A 16,842-nucleotide genomic window follows, 5' to 3' on the forward strand; every position below is an offset into this window, starting at 1 on the left:
TAAATATAAAAAACTCCCGCCCCTATAAAAGGGACGAGAGTTAACTCGCGATACCACCCTAATTATGAATTGATTACTATAACAATCAACTCATCACCTCATGGTGCCGTAACGTGGCAAAACGGCAGTGATTAGCTGCTCTCAGGATTAGCTTTCTGTTACCCTTCATTTAAAGCTTCTTTCAGCCATATGGAAGCTTCTCTCTATAAATGGACTGTAACGTACTTGTTCCGTCATTGATTTAATGTATTATATGACTAAATATAATAGAATTCTCTTAAGTTTGTCAATGTAGATAATCATTTATATTATATCAATTGCTTATTAATCATAGCTATTCTACTAGTCATTCTTAACAGCCTTTTCATATATTATGCATGTATTAACAAATTGTACTACCTCTACAAACTTTTCTGAATATTATATTTTTGTTATAATTAAATTATCAACAATAAAGGAGCGATTACAATGACAACCTTATTAAGCAAAGCCAAAACTATATTAATGACTGACGAAACAATATTATTTTACGTAGCATGTTCATTAGATATATTTATTTATCGCTCCGTCACAAGGCCAGGGCTGTTAATTTTAACGAACAAACGGCTCTTCTTTTATGGACCAGATGTAAGTAAGAATCCATTATTTGAGGAGTACTCTTTCGAAAAAATTTCTGACCTAAAAGAACAAAAGCGCCTTTTCAGCAATCAAATTATCTTTATGTATGATCATGAATGGAAAAAAATAAAACATATTCAAACAAATGATGTAAGCTCTCTCGTTCAACAAATACACGAGCAACTCTCAAAATAATGAAAGCCCTCTACCTTTATAGGTAGAGGGCTTTCTTATTACACATTTTCTTTTTTCCAAAGAGGTCTTACATGAACGAACACTGTACGAATGACTGCTAAAATTGGAACTGATATGAGTAATCCTACAATTCCTGCCACTTCTCCTCCAACTAGTAATGCCAGCATAATAATAACAGGATGCATACGAAGCGACTTACCAACGATGTAAGGGGACAAAATGTTACTTTCCAAAAATTGCAAAATAGCAATTGTAATTCCCGCCTTAATAAGTAAACTCGTTGATACCGTTGCCGCAATCATTAATGTCGGGATTGCTCCTAAAATCGGACCGAAGTACGGGATTATATCCGTTACCCCAATAATAATGCCGAGTAATAATGGATATTTCATACCGATAAACCAAAAGGAAAGAACAGATACGCCCCCTAATACTAAGCAAACAAATAACTGTCCTCGAATATAACTTCCGAGTGACTTATCAATTTCTTTCGCTAGCATTTGTCCAGTACTCCGCCACTTACTCGGGACTAGTTTCCAAAAGATATGATAAAACTCACCGTAATCTTTTAATATGTAAAATACAATGAACGGTATTAAGAAAATAATGAGTAACGAATCGAGTACACCACGAGCTGTGCTCATCACTTTATTCAAAAGTGACTGTATCTTCGTTTCTACCCCACCAAAAATTTGTTTCACCTTTTCATGAATAAATGACGGAAAATTCGCTGTTTGTTCCGTAACGCCATCCATCCAAGAATCATACATTTTTGTAAACTGCGGGAATTGTTCATTGATTTCTTGTAATTGCTTAATCACAACTGGCGTTCCTTTATAAATTCCATAACCAATTCCACCAAAGAAAAGGATGTAAATGAGCAAAATAGCGAGTGTGCGTGGCATCCCTTCCTTATGAATTTTTTCAATTAAAGGATGCAATAAATACGCAATAAAACACGCAATAAGAAACGGTGTAATGGCCACTTTAAATACAAAAATAATCGGTGCCCATAGCGGCTTAATTTTTAAAAAGACGAGCAAGCAAAGAAATACGAGTAACAATAACCCTAAACGATATATCCAAATAATTTTAAGATTCTTCACACGAAAAACCTCCTCCACCTTTATTTTGAAAATAAATAGGGTAGGTTATGTGCAAAAGTTTTAAAATCTTTTTATCCAGACCATACTGTTTTGTAAAGACGTACATATACATAACATAAAAAGGACAACCACCCCTGAGAATGCATCATGAAACAATATAATCAGGAGGGTTCATAATGGTTTTATTTATGCTCGTATTATCAGCACTTTTTATGATTCTTGAATGGGTTTGTATCGGGTTTGGTATTTGGAAAGGTTTCTTTATTCGTTCCTCACGAAAAGAAAGAGCGAAGCAATTATTTCATTACGGAATGCTTGGCGTTGGATGTTACGGCCTATCTTATCTCTTCTCTGAAATTGGACTTTTATATTTGCATACAAGTGCATAAAAAAACTCCCTTATGATGAAGGGAGTTTTTTGCGCTTATAGATAAGATTTAATCATCTTACGTGCTTTTTTCATATTGCGTTTCGAAAATACATCTTGCTTGCGAGCATATTGGTATGCTGCCGCTCCAACACCTAATGCGATTAATGAATTGCGTAGATTCAAAGTAAATCCCCCTTTTCGTTATCCGATCGTTCTTTCGTTCTCATCAAATAAATCATCAAGTGAGCTTAATGAACCATCTTCTTCTACTTGATGCGTATGGATTTTCCCCTTTGAAACCGATAATTCGATATAACAATTCCAGCAATAAAATTGGTTGACACCTATTTTTCCAATGTCTTTCCCTTTGCAATTTGGACAAATGAACATATGGCTTTCATCTCCTTACAGTCTCCCAGATTCTATTCGCCATTATGTCCAAACCGCATTCATTTATACATTGCTGGAGCCTTTCAACGTTATACGTTTGAAAGTTTCACTATATAATTTCACCTTGTTACATGAAATCATACGGTGAAATGTTTTCCACGTCCATTTCTTCACCATTAACTGTTACCATCTGTACTTCTCCTTGTGATTCTTGCAAGCGACTCGCTAAAGTCGTTTGACGCATTGCATCATCAAGGCGATTTACACCAGACTGGAATGCGGCTTCCTCCCCGCAAATAATAAGGAACTTCTTACTTCTTGTAATACCAGTATAAATTAAATTACGACGTAACATACGATTGTAACTTTTTACTATCGGCATGATTACGATTGGGAACTCACTACCTTGCGACTTATGAATCGAACAGCAATAGGCATGTGTAATTTGATTTAAGTCTGGCTTTGTATACGTTACTTCAATTCCATCAAATGAAACGATAATCATATCTTGTTGCTCAACGTTTTCTTTCGCATAAAACACCGAAACAATTTCTCCAATATCACCATTAAACACTTGGCTCTCCGGCTGATTAACGAGCTGCAATACTTTATCGCCTCTTCGGTATACAACATCACCGTAAGCAATTTCTTTACTCTTTTCCCTTTTCGGATTAAACACTTCTTGCAACGCTTCGTTTAGTACATTAATACCAGCAGGCCCACGGTACATCGGCGCCAATACTTGTACATCTCTTGCGCTAAACCCTTTTGTCTTAGCATTGTCACAAACCTTCTTAACAACCTCAACAATTTGAGCTCCTGTACACCCGATAAATGAACGATCTTTTTGATTTTGCGCTAAATCTGGCGGGAGCGTTCCATTTTTTATCGCATGGGCAAGTTGAATAACAGATGAGCCTTCCGCTTGACGATAAATTTCAGTAAGCTTTACTGTCGGAACTGCACCTGCATTCAATAAGTCTTTCAACACTTGTCCAGGGCCTACGGATGGTAATTGATCTTCATCGCCTACAACGATAACTTGAATATTAGTCGGCAATGACTTAAACAGCTGATTTGCAAGCCAAATATCAACCATTGAAAATTCATCAATAATGAGTAATTTCCCTTGTACCGGATCCGTTTCATTACGCTGGAAAGACCCTTCTGGCGTCCAACCAAGTAAACGGTGAATTGTACAAGCTGGAAGCCCTGTTGATTCACTCATTCGCTTCGCTGCTCTTCCTGTTGGAGCCGTTAATAATATCGGAAATGGATTATCATCACTGTATTCATTCGGATTTAACGATAGCCCGTGAAGTGATGCATACATTTCAACAATTCCTTTAATAACTGTTGTCTTCCCTGTTCCCGGTCCACCTGTCAATAACATCATCGGTTTATGAAGTGCCGTTTGAATTGCTTCTTGCTGAAATGGTGCATACTGCACATTCAGTTGTTCTTCAATTTGACCTAACGTCTTTAACACTTCTGCTTCAGGAAATGAAGGTGTTTCCTCTTGATTCATGAGCCTGCGGATAGACTTTACAACACCTTTTTCAGAGTAGAATAACGAAGCTAAATACACTCGTTCTTCTTCTATGATAACTTTCCCTTCACTTTGCATCATTTCAACGCAACCTACAATATCTTCCTCTGTCACTCTTCCTTCTTGATTATTTAAAAGTGACATCGTTTCTCTTACGAGTTGATCTTTCCCCATATAAACGTGACCAAGTTGTAATGATACATTTTCTAACGTATAAAAACATCCCGCACGTACACGATCATCATGATTACCCGATATCCCTAACGCACGTCCTATATCATCCGCTCTTCCAAATCCAATACCATCCACTTCTTCAATAAGCTGATATGGATTCTTACGGATCACTTCTAATGTCATCTCTTTATATTGTTGGTAAATCTTAATAGAAAGCTTCGTTCCAAAACCGTAGCCATTTAAAAAGCTCATTACTTTCTCTAGCCCTTGATGTTCAACAATCGTCTCATATATTTCCTGAGCTTTTTGTTTGTTGACAACACCATTTAGCGCATCAGGATCATCCATAATTTTAGAAATGGCATGTTCCCCGAGATGGTCCACAATTTTTTCAGCTGTACGCTTTCCGATCCCTTTAAATAAATCACTCGCTAAATATTGCACCATACCAGCTTTTGTTTGCGGTAATTCTTTCTTAAACGTTTCAACCAAATATTGTTTCCCATACTTCGGATGGTCTTTAAAATGCCCTGTCAATGTAAACACTTCATCTTCATGCATGCGGGGAAAATGACCGTTTATCATCACTTTTTTTTCGTCGTACGTTTCATTCGTTTCAATGACTTTCATACTGACAACGGAATAGAGGTTTTCTTCGTTGTGGAAAATGGTATGAAGAACTTGCGCTTTTATAAACTTTTTCTCTTCCTCAAACAAATCCATTGCATGTTGATTTCCCATTCTTCCTCTCCTTTCCGGTTTCATTTCACTTTAATGAGCAGTACATCCCCCACCTTTTTAGATGAGGGATAACTACCCATTAAACTATATTTTCATCTTATTCAGCTTCTTGCTCTAATAAACGAACACCATTACCCGCTAAAAAGTGATCTGGTTGAATTTCAGTTGCTTTCTTAAATAAAGCAAGAGCCTTCTCGTTATTTTCTTCAAATACGTACGCAACACCTAAATTATAATACGCATCTGCATGCTCTTCATCCATTTCTAATACCTTTTCAAAATAAGGTTTCGCCTCTTGAATATGTTCTAAACGTGCAAAACAAAGTCCGCACTGGAACACAGCTTCTACATCGTTTTCATCTAATTCTGTTGCTCTTTGTAAAAATGGCAGCGCAAGACGATCATTTCCAAGTTGCACATGTGTAATACCTAGCATAAATGTTACATCAGCTGATTGTAATCCAGCTTGCATCGCTTGTTCAAATACAGCTTTAGCCTCTGCAAATTGCTCTTGACCGTAATATACGTTTCCTAATCCATAATAAGCAGCAGCAGATTTATCATCTAACTCTAATGCACGTTTATAAAACAAAATTGCTCTTTCACTATCACCTAGTACATCTAATAAGTTCGCAAAATTAATGTATCCAAGCGCATCTTTCGGATTTTCTTCGATTGCTTCTGTGAAATTTTTAGCAGCTTCTTCCCAGTTTCCTTCTTGCATATATTGAATACCTGTTTCAAGTTTGTTTGACATGTCCTTCACCTCTACAACAAATTATAACAAAGAATGTATTTTCCAAGCGAACGAAAATTCGCTTTATGTAAAAGAAACCTCTAACCGCGAATCGGCAGAGGCTTCTCGTTTTATCCTAAATAATCCAATTTCTTACCGCTACGGTACACTTCATCAATTGTAGCACCGCCTAAGCACTCATCTCCATCATAGAAAACAACTGCTTGTCCTGGTGTAATTGCACGAATTGGCTCGTCACAAAGAATGCGAACTGTATTTTCATCAACGATTTGAACCGTTACTTTATTGTCTTCTTGACGATAACGGAATTTCGCTGTACATTTAAATTCTTTTTCTTTCGCTTCATTACTTACCCAACCGATATTCGTAGCAATAACTTCATCACCATATAGCAGTTCGTTATGGAATCCTTGGTCAACATATAAAATGTTTTCTTTCAAGTTTTTCCCAACAGCAAACCACGGATCACCGTTACCACCAATACCAAGGCCATGACGTTGTCCAATTGTATAGTACATTAAACCGTCATGCTTTCCTTTCACTTCACCAGATAATGTTTGCATCACACCTGGTTGTGCTGGTAAATAATTACTTAAGAAATCTTTAAAGTTACGCTCACCAATGAAGCAAATACCAGTACTATCTTTTTTCGCCGCTGTCGCTAAACCAGCTTCTTTCGCCATTTCACGAATTTGCGGTTTCTTCAGTTCACCGAGCGGGAACATTGTTTTTGATAATTGCTCTTGGCTTAATTGATTTAAGAAATACGTTTGGTCTTTATTGTCATCAACGCCGCGAAGCATTTTATATTCGCCGTCCATATAAGCAACGCGTGCATAATGACCTGTCGCTACATAATCAGCACCAAGCGCAATTGCATGCTCTAAAAATGCTTTAAATTTAATTTCTTTATTACACATTACATCTGGGTTTGGTGTACGACCAGCTCGGTACTCGTCTAAGAAGTACGTAAATACTTTATCCCAGTATTGTTTTTCAAAGTTTACTGCATAATACGGAATGCCAATTTGGTTACACACTTCAATTACATCATTGTAATCTTCTGTTGCTGTGCAGACACCATTCTCATCTGTATCATCCCAGTTTTTCATAAAAATTCCGATTACATCATAACCTTGCTCTTTTAATAAAAGGGCTGCTACAGATGAATCGACGCCACCGGACATCCCGATGACAACGCGTGTTTCTTGAGGTAGTTTGTTCATCATGTCACCTCCTATGCTAATTTTGTGTTAATCGCTTCACGATTTTCACTGTTTCGTACGCCGCTTTCTCAATTTGCTCTTTCGTATTTCCAAGTCCGAAACTAAAGCGTACGGATGAACGTATTTGATCGGAGTCTTTTCCGAACATCGCTACTAATACATGTGATGGATCAATCGAACCAGCTGTACAAGCAGAACCACTTGATACCGCAATGCCAGCTAAGTCTAAGTTCACAAGAAACGGTTCAATGTTCATTCCTGTAAAACTAATATTAAGCACATGCGGTAAGCGATATTCTAAGTTTCCGTTTACCTCGAAAGTAATGTCTTCATTTTTGAAGACAGATACCATTATATCTTTAAACTCTTCATATTGGGCATTTTTTTGCTCACGAGTTTTTTCAGCTAGCAAAATTGCTTGCTGTAAACCAACGATACTCGGTACATTTTCAGTACCAGCACGGCGTTTTCTTTCTTGCTCCCCGCCTATTAATAACGGTTCAAATTTCACATTTGCACCAGCGAATAGGAACCCTACACCTTTTGGCCCATTAATTTTATGAGCTGAAATCGATAATAAATCAATGCCAAACTCTTTCACATCTATTTCTACTAATCCGTAAGCTTGTACCGCATCTGTATGGAAATAAGCTTGATGCTCTTTTAACAGCTTACCTATTTCCGCAATTGATTGCATCGTTCCAACTTCATTATTCCCAAACATAACGGATACGAGAATTGTCTCTTCTGTTAATGCCTTTTGTATGTCAGAAACTTGAACGCGTCCTGTTTCATCAACAGGTAAATATGTGACTTCAAACCCTTCACGCTCTAACAATTCACACGTATGCAAAATTGCGTGATGTTCAATTTGCGTCGTTATAATATGGTTACCTTTATGACGATTCGCACGTGCTACACCGATAAGTGCTAAATTATCAGCTTCTGTACCACCACTCGTAAATATAATTTCATTCGGATTCGCATGAATGCTACGTGCACACACACGTCTCGCCCCATCTACTGCATGGCGCGTTTGACGTCCATAAAAGTGAATACTAGACGGGTTCCCGAATGTTTCTGTCATATATGGAATCATCTTTTCGACCACTTCTGGGTGAGTCGGAGATGTCGCAGCATGATCTAAGTAAATGCGTTCCATTAAATCTCCTTCTTTCCAAATCGTTTCACAAGGAATTAAATGTAAAACATATAGCCCCCGTGATTTTCTTCCTCATAACGTACTAAATCTTCTAACGTTGTACTATCTAACACTTCTTGCACCGCATCACGAACACGCATCCATAATTGGCGTTGTGCTGGTTCTTCTTCTTCTATCATTTCTACAACACTAATTGGACCCTCTAGTACACGGATTACATCCCCAGCTGTAATGTTAGCTGGCTGATCTGACAATACATATCCGCCATATGCCCCGCGCGTACTCTTTACTAGACGAGCGTTACGAAGTGGTGAAATTAATTGCTCTAAGTAATGTTCCGATAAGTCATGTGCCTGCGCAATTGATTTTAAGGAAATCGGACCTTCACCAAACTTTTTTGCAAGATCGATCATAATTGTTAAGCCGTAGCGGCCTTTCGTTGAAATCTTCATCTATTTTGCACCTCTTTTCAAATTTTCACTTCTATTGGTTATATCTTATTTATAAAAGAACACAATTTAAAATCCTATGAAATTATAGCATAATATAGTATTATAAGAAATTTCAACTTGTGTATCAAAATGATAACATAAAATCACATTGAAAAACTCGGAAATTATTACAATTGAAAGAAAAATGAAAATATTCATATTCATTTTTCTCACAAAACGGCATCCTATTTCAAATTCCACTAAAAAAAATGATACGATAGAAAGAGATTATACATTAAGGGAGACGGTAAAAATGAAACAACCACTCGCACATCGAATGCGCCCTACAAATATTCAAGAAATTATCGGACAACAACATTTAGTTGGTGAAGGAAAAATTTTATGGCGAATGGTCCAAGCAAATCATTTTCAATCTATGATTTTATACGGTCCTCCAGGCACTGGAAAAACATCCATTGCGAGCGCAATTGCAGGAAGTACCGGAACCCCTTTTCGCCTATTAAACGCTGTTACTCATAATAAAAAAGATATGGAAGTTGTCGTACAAGAGGCAAAGATGCATCGACACCTCGTTTTAATTTTAGATGAAGTACACCGTCTAGATAAAGCAAAACAGGATTTTCTATTACCTCATTTAGAAAGTGGACTCCTTACCTTAATTGGTGCAACGACGAGTAATCCGTTCCATGCTATTAATTCTGCTATTCGAAGTCGTTGTCAAATCTTCGAATTACACGCATTAACAGAAGATGATCTTTTAATTGGCTTAAAACGAGCACTTGAAGATAAAGAAAAAGGTCTTGGAGAATATGATGTAACTGTTACGCCTGAAGCATTACATCACTTTGCAAATGCATCAGGCGGAGATATGCGTTCCGCTTATAATGCACTTGAACTAGCTGTTTTATCTAGCTTTACAACAGATGACAAAGCTGCGGAAATTACGCTAGAAATCGCAGAAGAATGCTTACAAAAAAAGAGCTTCGTTCACGACAAAGGTGGAGATGCTCATTATGACGTATTATCGGCATTTCAAAAATCGGTGCGCGGAAGTGATGTAAATGCAGCACTTCATTATTTAGCACGCCTTATTGAAGCTGGTGATTTACAGAGCATTGGTAGACGGCTTCTTATTATGGCATATGAAGATATCGGACTTGCTAGCCCACAAGCCGGACCGCGTACACTAGCAGCCATAGAATCGGCTGAACGAGTTGGGTTCCCAGAGGCACGTATACCACTTGCAAATGCTGTTATCGAGCTTTGCCTATCACCAAAATCAAACTCAGCTTATAAAGCACTTGATGCTGCACTACACGATTTACGTAACGGTCAAACAGGCGACATCCCAAGTCATTTAAAAGATAGTCATTACAAAGGCGCAGAATCACTTGGCAGAGGCATTGGATACTTATATCCACACGACAATCCAAATGGCTGGGTACAACAACAATACTTACCTGATAAAATTAAAAACAAACAATATTATAAACCGAAAACGACAGGGAAATTTGAGCAAGCACTTTCTACTGTATATGAAAGATTACAAAGTTCGAATAAAACGAAAAATAAAGGGTAACATAAGCGAAAACGTCACCATTATGGAGGCTTCGCTTATGAAAACACGTCAAGATTCATGGACAAAAGAAGACGATCTCCTTTTAGCAGAAACTGTTTTACGACATATTCGTAGCGGCAGTACACAAATAAAAGCATTTGATGAAGTCGGCGATACATTGAACCGCACTTCAGCAGCTTGCGGCTTTAGATGGAATGCTGAAGTACGACCGAATTACGAAGATGCGGTGCAACTTGCAAAAAAACAACGTAAAGAATTAAAACGCTCTGAAGCTAAAATAGAAAAAGAGCATTTCACGCAAACGAAACAACTCGTAATCGATGCCGAGTTTTCAGAAGATATTACGCCAAATAAACAAGAACTTACAATGCAAAGTGTCATTTCATTTTTGCAAAACTTAGAGCATACCAACCCTTCACTCGCAAAGTTACAAACTGAAAATGAAGTATTACAGGCTCAGCTCACATCCCTGCAAAAAACGAATCATGAACTCGAAGCAAAATTAGCAGTACTCTCAAAAAAACAACAAGCAATCGAAGAAGATTATGCAATGCTTGTTAGAATTATGGACCGTGCTCGAAAACTCGTTTCCGTTGAAGAACAAGAAGAACAGATTGCTCCCATTTTCAAGACAGATCAAAATGGAAATTTAGATATTATATATTCTGCTGAGAATTAGAAAAGGGATGTCACTTTTTTGACTGAGTGACATCCCTTTTTGTTTTTTTGGTGGAGATTATATATGTATGTGTGTGTCGGTAAATGAAATTATATTAACGATTTTTCAAATATATCGACGATTCGACAAAGAATATCGACTTACCGACAAAAGTTGACAATAAAAACCCTTAAGTTCACACAAGGAAAAACCAGGAAATAATTGGATATTTTCCACTTAAATGTTATTATAAACATATACTTTTAAAGGGAGCTGGTTACTATTTCTTTAATAGTTTTCAAAATAACACTCGGTGTTCTCGTCCTAACTTTGGCTCTTTTCACCATTAACAGTTTAAAAAAGACGTCCGCCTATACATCAGATAAATATGATCATTACTTACTAGCCTTACTTACATTTGAACTAGTAGTAATGCAAATATCCATTTTTCTTTAATACATACAAAAAAGCATATATCCGAAATGGATATATGCTTTTACTTTATTCTTGCCCTACACGTTTCACTTCTACGTTTTTAATGCGTTCACGTACAACATGACTTGCCATAATTAAGCCTGCCACAGATGGTACGAATGCATTTGATGAAGGTGGTAATTTCGCTTTACGAATTTTTGCATTTTCGTCTGGTACGATTTCTTTACGTACTTCTTCACGAATTACGATTGGGTTTTCGTCAGAGAAGACAACTTTTACACCTTTTTTAATACCCTCTTTACGAAGTTTCGTACGAATTACTTTCGCAATTGGATCTGTATGTGTTTTAGAGATGTCCGCAATACGGAAACGAGTTGGGTCCATTTTATTCGCTGCACCCATACATGAGATAATTTTAATTTTACGACGTAAACATTGTTTAATTAAATGAATTTTGAACGTAATCGTATCAGATGCATCTACTACGAAATCCAAGCCATGTTTGAAGAACTCTTCATATGTTTCATCAGTATAAAACATTTCTAGTCCGATTACTTCACACTCTGGATTAATATCTGCGATACGCTCTTTCATTAATTCTACTTTTGAACGTCCTACAGTAGATACTAACGCGTGAATTTGACGGTTTACGTTTGTAATATCTACAACGTCTTTATCAACTAATACGAGACGCCCAACGCCAGAACGCGCTAACGCCTCTGCCGAAAATGACCCTACGCCGCCAATTCCTAAAATACCGACTGTACTATTTTTTAATATTTCAAGTCCTTCTTTACCGAAGGCTAATTCATTACGTGAAAATTGATGTAACATTCAGCTCTACACTCCTATTACAAAAATGGTCTACCATGTATTCTAGCGTTTTTCCGACTATTTGTATAGAAAAAGTTATAGAATTCCTAAAAATACATATTTCAAGCATAAAAACATAGTATAAACCGGATTTTATTCCTTCCTAAATACACGTTTTAAAAAGAGAATCCAGAGAACCGAGCAGATCGAGGCACGTATGCTAGGAGGAGCGCAGTGTAGGAGTACTACTCGAGCACCGGACTAGCGTACGTAACGATGAGTTGCGACAGTTATCTAAACCGGACTTTTTAAACTTCCTCTCAAAAAAAGTCTAGACGGCTATAGTATAACCATCTAGACTTCATTCTTACTTCTCTTCTTTTAAGCTTAATTTTAAGTTCAACTCTTCAAGCTGTGCTTCTGCAACTGGGCTTGGAGCTTCTGTTAATAAGCAGCTTGCGCTTGCTGTTTTCGGGAATGCAATTGTATCACGAAGGTTCGTACGGCCTGCAAGTAACATAACAAGACGGTCTAAACCTAATGCGATACCGCCGTGTGGTGGCGTACCGTATTCAAATGCTTCTAATAAGAATCCGAATTGCTCTTGTGCTTCTTCTTGTGAGAATCCAAGTGCTTTGAACATTTTTTCTTGTACGTCACGCTCGTAAATACGAAGTGATCCACCACCAAGCTCATAACCGTTTAATACAAGGTCATATGCTTGTGCACGTGCTTTTTCTGGTGCTGTTTCTAATAGCTCAACATCTTCACGGAATGGCATTGTGAATGGGTGGTGAGCTGCGAAGTAACGATCTGCATCTTCATCGTACTCAAGAAGTGGCCAATCAGTTACCCATAGGAAGTTAAATTTACTTTCGTCAATTAACTCAAGCTCTTTACCTAGACGTAAACGAAGTGCACCTAAGCTATCTGCAACAACGCTTTTCTTATCTGCTACGAATAGTAATAAATCGCCAGCAGTAGCTTCTAATGTAGCCATTAACGCGTTTGCTTCTTCTTCACCGAAGAATTTCGCAATCGGTCCTTTTAAGCCGTCTTCTTCAACTTTAAGCCAAGCTAGACCTTTTGCACCGTATACTTTTACGAATTCAGTTAATGCATCAATATCTTTACGAGAGTATTTGCTCGCAGCACCTTTTGCATTAATTGCTTTTACTTGTCCGCCGCTTTCTACAGCACTTGTAAATACTTTAAAGCCACAACCTGCTGCAAATTCAGATAGGTCTGTTAGTTCCATTTCAAAGCGTGTATCTGGCTTATCAGAACCGTAACGAGCCATTGCATCAGCGTATTTCATACGAGGGAATGGTGCACTCACTTCTACACCTTTTGCATCCTTCATAACTTTCGTCATCATGCGCTCCATCATATCTAAAATTTCATCTTGTGTTAAGAATGAAGCTTCGATATCGATTTGCGTGAATTCTGGTTGACGGTCTGCACGTAAATCTTCGTCACGGAAACAACGTGCTACTTGATAGTAACGCTCAAATCCGCCGACCATAAGAAGCTGTTTAAATAACTGTGGAGACTGTGGTAATGCATAGAATTCACCATCATGTACACGACTTGGTACTAAATAGTCACGAGCTCCTTCTGGTGTGCTCTTCGTTAAAATTGGTGTTTCCACTTCTAAGAAATCTTCTGTGTCTAAGAAGTTACGAATTGTTTTCGTTACGTCGTGACGCATTTTGAATGTGTTGAACATTACAGGACGACGTAAGTCTAAATAACGATATTTTAAACGCACATCTTCTGATGCATCTGTATCATCAGCAATAATGATTGGCGTTGTTTTCGCTGCATTTAATACGTTTACTTTCGTTGCTTGTACTTCAATACGACCAGTTGCCATATTGTCATTAATTGCGCCTTCACCACGCTCAACAACTGTACCTTCTACGTGTAATACGTACTCGCTACGAATTGTTTCTGCTACTTCTAGTGCTTCTTTTGATGTTTCTGGGTTAAATACAACTTGTACGATACCTGTACGGTCACGTAAGTCGATAAAGATTAATCCACCTAAATCACGGCGTTTTTGTACCCAACCTTTTAATTGAACTGTTTGTCCAACTGCTTCTACTGTTACTTTTCCACATGCATGTGTTCTTTCAGCCACTGTAAGTTCCCCCTATATTAATTTCTCTGCTACGTATGAAGCAAATACATCTAATGCTACTTCTTCTTGTTCGCCTGTTGCCATATCTTTTAAGTTAATGATGCCTTTATCTAGCTCATCTTCCCCTAATACAGCTACAAATTTCGCTTTTAGACGATCTGCTGATTTAAATTGTGCTTTCATTTTGCGATCTAAATAATCTTTTTCAACTGATAACCCAGCTTTACGAAGATCAAACGCAACTTTCGCAGCATGGTCTTTTGCTTTTTCACCAAGAGCTACAACGTAACAATCGATACTATGTTCAATTGGTAATTCGATGTTTTCAGCTTTTAGTGCCATAATTAAACGTTCAATACTCATTGCAAAACCGATACCTGGCATTTCTGGTCCACCGATTTCTTGTACAAGTCCGTTATAACGTCCACCACCGCTTAATGTAGTGATAGCACCGAATCCTTCTGCTTCACTCATAATTTCAAAAACAGTATGTTGGTAGTAGTCTAAACCACGTACTAAGTTCGGATCTTTTTCAAATGGAACATCCATCATCGTTAATAGCTCTTGAACTTTGTCGTAGTATACTGCTGAATCTTCGTTTAAGTATTCTGTAATAGATGGTGCTGTTCCCATTAATTCATGGTTACGGTCCTTCTTACAATCTAAAATACGAAGAGGGTTCTTTTCTAAACGAGATTGACAGTCAGAACAGAACTCGCCAATACGTGGCTCGAAGTGTGCGATTAACGCATCACGGTGCGCTTGACGGCTCGCCGCATCACCTAAGCTGTTTAATACAACTTTAATATTTTTTAAGCCCATGCCGCGGTAAAACTCTACAGCAAGTGCAATTACTTCTGCATCAATTGCAGGATCGTTACTGCCGATTGCTTCAATACCGAATTGTACGAATTGACGATAGCGACCTGCTTGTGGTCTTTCGTAACGGAACATTTGGCCGATATAGTATAATTTCGTTGGTTGTGTTGCGTCACCGAACATTTTGTTTTCAACGTAAGAACGTACAACAGGGGCAGTACCTTCTGGACGTAATGTTAAACTACGCTCTCCACGATCTTGGAATGAGTACATTTCTTTTTGTACGATATCTGTCGTATCACCAACACCACGTAAAAATAGCTCAGTGTGTTCAAAAATTGGTGTACGAATTTCTTTATAATTGTAACGACGGCAAATTTCGCGTGCTTGCCCTTCGATATACTGCCATAACTCAACAGTGCCTGGAAGAATATCTTGCGTTCCGCGTGGGATTTGAATAGACATATTCAGTTCCTCCTCAAATTGTTTTAATCTTAATAAAAATAAAAAAACTCCCGCCTCTACTGTTTGAACAGTAGGGACGAGAGTATTATACCCGTGGTGCCACCCTAATTGAAGCACGTATGCTTCCACTTTTTTAATAACGCTTAAATGTGCGTTCATCTCTACTAAGCATATACGCCGTTCAAGTTGAAACCTCTAGAGTGTCATTCAATCAGTCATCATGTAGAAATGTTTTCAGCCTAAGACATTTCTTCTCTTGCCATGTGTGTCTCATTTACTCTTCTCTATCAACGGTTATATTCATATGTAAATATAAAATTACTATACGTTTGTTGAGTAGGATTGTCAAGTACTCTAAGAGCGTTCAATCTGCTTCTTTAAACGCTTTACATCTTGAAGAGAAATTCCAAACTCAGAAGCGAGCTCCATTGAAGTATTGTTTTGCTCTTTTGAAATAAAATCATGAAAATTCACGTTAAACAATTGATTTGCACCATTTGTAACAGAATGCCCTTTTTCATTCATACGCATACGTATATCCCTCACATTCAATATGGATGTTTTACTCTTTATTGTTCCATATTGATTAGAGAGTTATACATAAACGAAAACGCTATTAATTCCAAAGTAAGTGAACCTTTCATCCGTGGGAGTTCACTTTCCACAAATAGTGTGATAAATGAACAAAACATACAACAATGTATAAAAAAGAGAGGATGATACCACCCTCTCTTCTTAAATAACACTATTTACTATCCACAATTAAGGTCACCGGACCATCATTGATTAAAGAAACATCCATCATTGCTCCGAACGTCCCTGTTTCTACATGCAATCCTTGTTTACGAACTTCCTCATTAAAGAAATCGTATAAACGCTCTGCATAGTCAGGTTTTGCAGCATCCATAAAGTTTGGACGTCTTCCCTTGCGGCAATCTCCGTATAATGTGAACTGCGAAATTGATAGAACTTGTCCTTCTACATCAAGTACAGAATGGTTCATCTTTCCACTCTCATCTTCAAAAATACGTAAGTTCGCAATTTTTTCTGCAATGTAAGTTGCATCTTTTTCTGTATCTTCATGCGTAATGCCAACTAGTAATGTTAAACCGAACGGAATTTGTCCTACGATCTCACCGTCTACTTTGACAGACGCTTCTTTTGATCGTTGTAAAACAACTCTCATCTTT

Annotated in this window: 17 protein-coding genes and 2 other annotated features; of the genes, 4 read left to right on the top strand and 13 right to left on the bottom strand. The window is 37.7% G+C overall.

Going from position 1 to position 16,842, the window contains the following annotated elements; translation table 11 throughout:
- Window positions 1-26: 26 nt before the first annotated feature.
- Window positions 27-246 (bottom strand) — a binding site (T-box leader).
- A gap of 222 nt (window positions 247-468) precedes the next feature.
- Window positions 469-813 carry a PH domain-containing protein gene (locus tag MHB74_RS21565; protein ID WP_061677208.1) on the top strand — a complete coding sequence of 115 codons (345 nt, stop codon included), beginning with the start codon at window positions 469-471 and terminating at the stop codon, window positions 811-813.
- Between the two features lie 38 nt (window positions 814-851).
- Here MHB74_RS21565 and MHB74_RS21570 read toward each other — a convergent pair whose 3' ends face one another.
- Window positions 852-1,919 carry an AI-2E family transporter gene (locus tag MHB74_RS21570; RefSeq protein WP_061677207.1) on the bottom strand — a complete coding sequence of 356 codons (1,068 nt, stop codon included), beginning with the start codon at window positions 1,917-1,919 and terminating at the stop codon, window positions 852-854.
- A 176-nt stretch (window positions 1,920-2,095) separates the two neighbouring features.
- Between MHB74_RS21570 and MHB74_RS21575 the strand changes: the two genes are divergently transcribed.
- On the top strand, window positions 2,096-2,308 hold the full coding sequence (locus MHB74_RS21575; protein ID WP_000242555.1) for a hypothetical protein: 213 nt from the start codon (window positions 2,096-2,098) through the stop codon (window positions 2,306-2,308).
- A gap of 35 nt (window positions 2,309-2,343) precedes the next feature.
- Here MHB74_RS21575 and MHB74_RS21580 read toward each other — a convergent pair whose 3' ends face one another.
- The 7 genes from MHB74_RS21580 to cymR form a co-directional block, all read right to left on the bottom strand.
- Window positions 2,344-2,472: a YrzQ family protein gene (locus MHB74_RS21580; RefSeq protein ID WP_001053553.1), complete on the bottom strand. Its 129-nt coding sequence runs from the start codon at window positions 2,470-2,472 to the stop codon at window positions 2,344-2,346.
- An 18-nt stretch (window positions 2,473-2,490) separates the two neighbouring features.
- Complete coding sequence (locus tag MHB74_RS21585; protein ID WP_000469281.1) at window positions 2,491-2,679, bottom strand: hypothetical protein; 189 nt, start codon at window positions 2,677-2,679, stop codon at window positions 2,491-2,493.
- A 127-nt stretch (window positions 2,680-2,806) separates the two neighbouring features.
- Complete coding sequence (gene recD2, locus MHB74_RS21590; RefSeq protein WP_061677206.1) at window positions 2,807-5,143, bottom strand: SF1B family DNA helicase RecD2; 2,337 nt, start codon at window positions 5,141-5,143, stop codon at window positions 2,807-2,809.
- A gap of 97 nt (window positions 5,144-5,240) precedes the next feature.
- A complete protein-coding gene (locus MHB74_RS21595; RefSeq protein WP_000066395.1) occupies window positions 5,241-5,900 on the bottom strand; it encodes a tetratricopeptide repeat protein in 660 nt (219 codons plus the stop codon).
- Between the two features lie 110 nt (window positions 5,901-6,010).
- Window positions 6,011-7,126 carry a tRNA 2-thiouridine(34) synthase MnmA gene (mnmA, locus tag MHB74_RS21600; RefSeq protein ID WP_048531354.1) on the bottom strand — a complete coding sequence of 372 codons (1,116 nt, stop codon included), beginning with the start codon at window positions 7,124-7,126 and terminating at the stop codon, window positions 6,011-6,013.
- A gap of 16 nt (window positions 7,127-7,142) precedes the next feature.
- Window positions 7,143-8,288, bottom strand: coding sequence for a cysteine desulfurase family protein (locus MHB74_RS21605; protein WP_061677205.1), 1,146 nt, complete (start codon window positions 8,286-8,288; stop codon window positions 7,143-7,145).
- A gap of 35 nt (window positions 8,289-8,323) precedes the next feature.
- Window positions 8,324-8,740 (bottom strand): cysteine metabolism transcriptional regulator CymR, encoded by a 417-nt coding sequence (cymR, locus tag MHB74_RS21610; protein WP_000704116.1) that lies wholly within the window; start codon window positions 8,738-8,740, stop codon window positions 8,324-8,326.
- 292 nt (window positions 8,741-9,032) lie between these two features.
- Here cymR and MHB74_RS21615 point away from each other — a divergent pair, with 292 nt between their 5' ends.
- Window positions 9,033-10,319: a replication-associated recombination protein A gene (locus MHB74_RS21615; protein WP_000812939.1), complete on the top strand. Its 1,287-nt coding sequence runs from the start codon at window positions 9,033-9,035 to the stop codon at window positions 10,317-10,319.
- A 37-nt stretch (window positions 10,320-10,356) separates the two neighbouring features.
- Window positions 10,357-10,998: an RsfA family transcriptional regulator gene (locus tag MHB74_RS21620; protein ID WP_061677204.1), complete on the top strand. Its 642-nt coding sequence runs from the start codon at window positions 10,357-10,359 to the stop codon at window positions 10,996-10,998.
- Window positions 10,999-11,478: 480 nt separating this feature from the next.
- Here MHB74_RS21620 and MHB74_RS21625 read toward each other — a convergent pair whose 3' ends face one another.
- The 5 genes from MHB74_RS21625 to MHB74_RS21645 form a co-directional block, all read right to left on the bottom strand.
- The gene (locus MHB74_RS21625) at window positions 11,479-12,246 is read right to left on the bottom strand and encodes a tRNA threonylcarbamoyladenosine dehydratase (protein ID WP_000903182.1); all 768 of its coding nucleotides are present in this window, start codon (window positions 12,244-12,246) and stop codon (window positions 11,479-11,481) included.
- Window positions 12,247-12,592: 346 nt separating this feature from the next.
- Entirely contained in the window at window positions 12,593-14,368 is a 1,776-nt protein-coding gene (gene aspS, locus MHB74_RS21630; RefSeq protein ID WP_000840887.1) for an aspartate--tRNA ligase, read from the bottom strand.
- Between the two features lie 12 nt (window positions 14,369-14,380).
- Complete coding sequence (hisS, locus tag MHB74_RS21635) at window positions 14,381-15,652, bottom strand: histidine--tRNA ligase (protein ID WP_033656406.1); 1,272 nt, start codon at window positions 15,650-15,652, stop codon at window positions 14,381-14,383.
- 69 nt (window positions 15,653-15,721) lie between these two features.
- Window positions 15,722-15,952 (bottom strand) — a binding site (T-box leader).
- A gap of 54 nt (window positions 15,953-16,006) precedes the next feature.
- Window positions 16,007-16,183 (bottom strand): hypothetical protein, encoded by a 177-nt coding sequence (locus MHB74_RS21640; protein ID WP_001242605.1) that lies wholly within the window; start codon window positions 16,181-16,183, stop codon window positions 16,007-16,009.
- Window positions 16,184-16,397: 214 nt separating this feature from the next.
- On the bottom strand, window positions 16,398-16,838 hold the full coding sequence (locus tag MHB74_RS21645; RefSeq protein WP_061677203.1) for a D-tyrosyl-tRNA(Tyr) deacylase: 441 nt from the start codon (window positions 16,836-16,838) through the stop codon (window positions 16,398-16,400).
- Window positions 16,839-16,842: the final 4 nt, after the last annotated feature.

This window comes from Bacillus sp. FSL K6-0069 (assembly GCF_038007785.1).
Taxonomy (GTDB): domain Bacteria; phylum Bacillota; class Bacilli; order Bacillales; family Bacillaceae_G; genus Bacillus_A; species Bacillus_A mobilis.

What these genes read in the sequence shown, in the direction of transcription:
- MHB74_RS21565 (WP_061677208.1), top strand. Translation starts at nt 469, where the DNA reads ATGACAACCTTATTAAGCAAAGCCAAAACTATATTAATGACTGACGAA.
- MHB74_RS21575 (WP_000242555.1), top strand. Translation starts at nt 2,096, where the DNA reads ATGGTTTTATTTATGCTCGTATTATCAGCACTTTTTATGATTCTTGAA.
- MHB74_RS21585 (WP_000469281.1), bottom strand. Translation starts at nt 2,679, where the DNA reads ATGTTCATTTGTCCAAATTGCAAAGGGAAAGACATTGGAAAAATAGGT.
- recD2 (WP_061677206.1), bottom strand. Translation starts at nt 5,143, where the DNA reads ATGGGAAATCAACATGCAATGGATTTGTTTGAGGAAGAGAAAAAGTTT.
- MHB74_RS21595 (WP_000066395.1), bottom strand. Translation starts at nt 5,900, where the DNA reads ATGTCAAACAAACTTGAAACAGGTATTCAATATATGCAAGAAGGAAAC.
- mnmA (WP_048531354.1), bottom strand. Translation starts at nt 7,126, where the DNA reads ATGAACAAACTACCTCAAGAAACACGCGTTGTCATCGGGATGTCCGGT.
- MHB74_RS21605 (WP_061677205.1), bottom strand. Translation starts at nt 8,288, where the DNA reads ATGGAACGCATTTACTTAGATCATGCTGCGACATCTCCGACTCACCCA.
- cymR (WP_000704116.1), bottom strand. Translation starts at nt 8,740, where the DNA reads ATGAAGATTTCAACGAAAGGCCGCTACGGCTTAACAATTATGATCGAT.
- MHB74_RS21615 (WP_000812939.1), top strand. Translation starts at nt 9,033, where the DNA reads ATGAAACAACCACTCGCACATCGAATGCGCCCTACAAATATTCAAGAA.
- MHB74_RS21620 (WP_061677204.1), top strand. Translation starts at nt 10,357, where the DNA reads ATGAAAACACGTCAAGATTCATGGACAAAAGAAGACGATCTCCTTTTA.
- MHB74_RS21625 (WP_000903182.1), bottom strand. Translation starts at nt 12,246, where the DNA reads ATGTTACATCAATTTTCACGTAATGAATTAGCCTTCGGTAAAGAAGGA.
- hisS (WP_033656406.1), bottom strand. Translation starts at nt 15,652, where the DNA reads ATGTCTATTCAAATCCCACGCGGAACGCAAGATATTCTTCCAGGCACT.
- MHB74_RS21640 (WP_001242605.1), bottom strand. Translation starts at nt 16,183, where the DNA reads ATGCGTATGAATGAAAAAGGGCATTCTGTTACAAATGGTGCAAATCAA.
- MHB74_RS21645 (WP_061677203.1), bottom strand. Translation starts at nt 16,838, where the DNA reads ATGAGAGTTGTTTTACAACGATCAAAAGAAGCGTCTGTCAAAGTAGAC.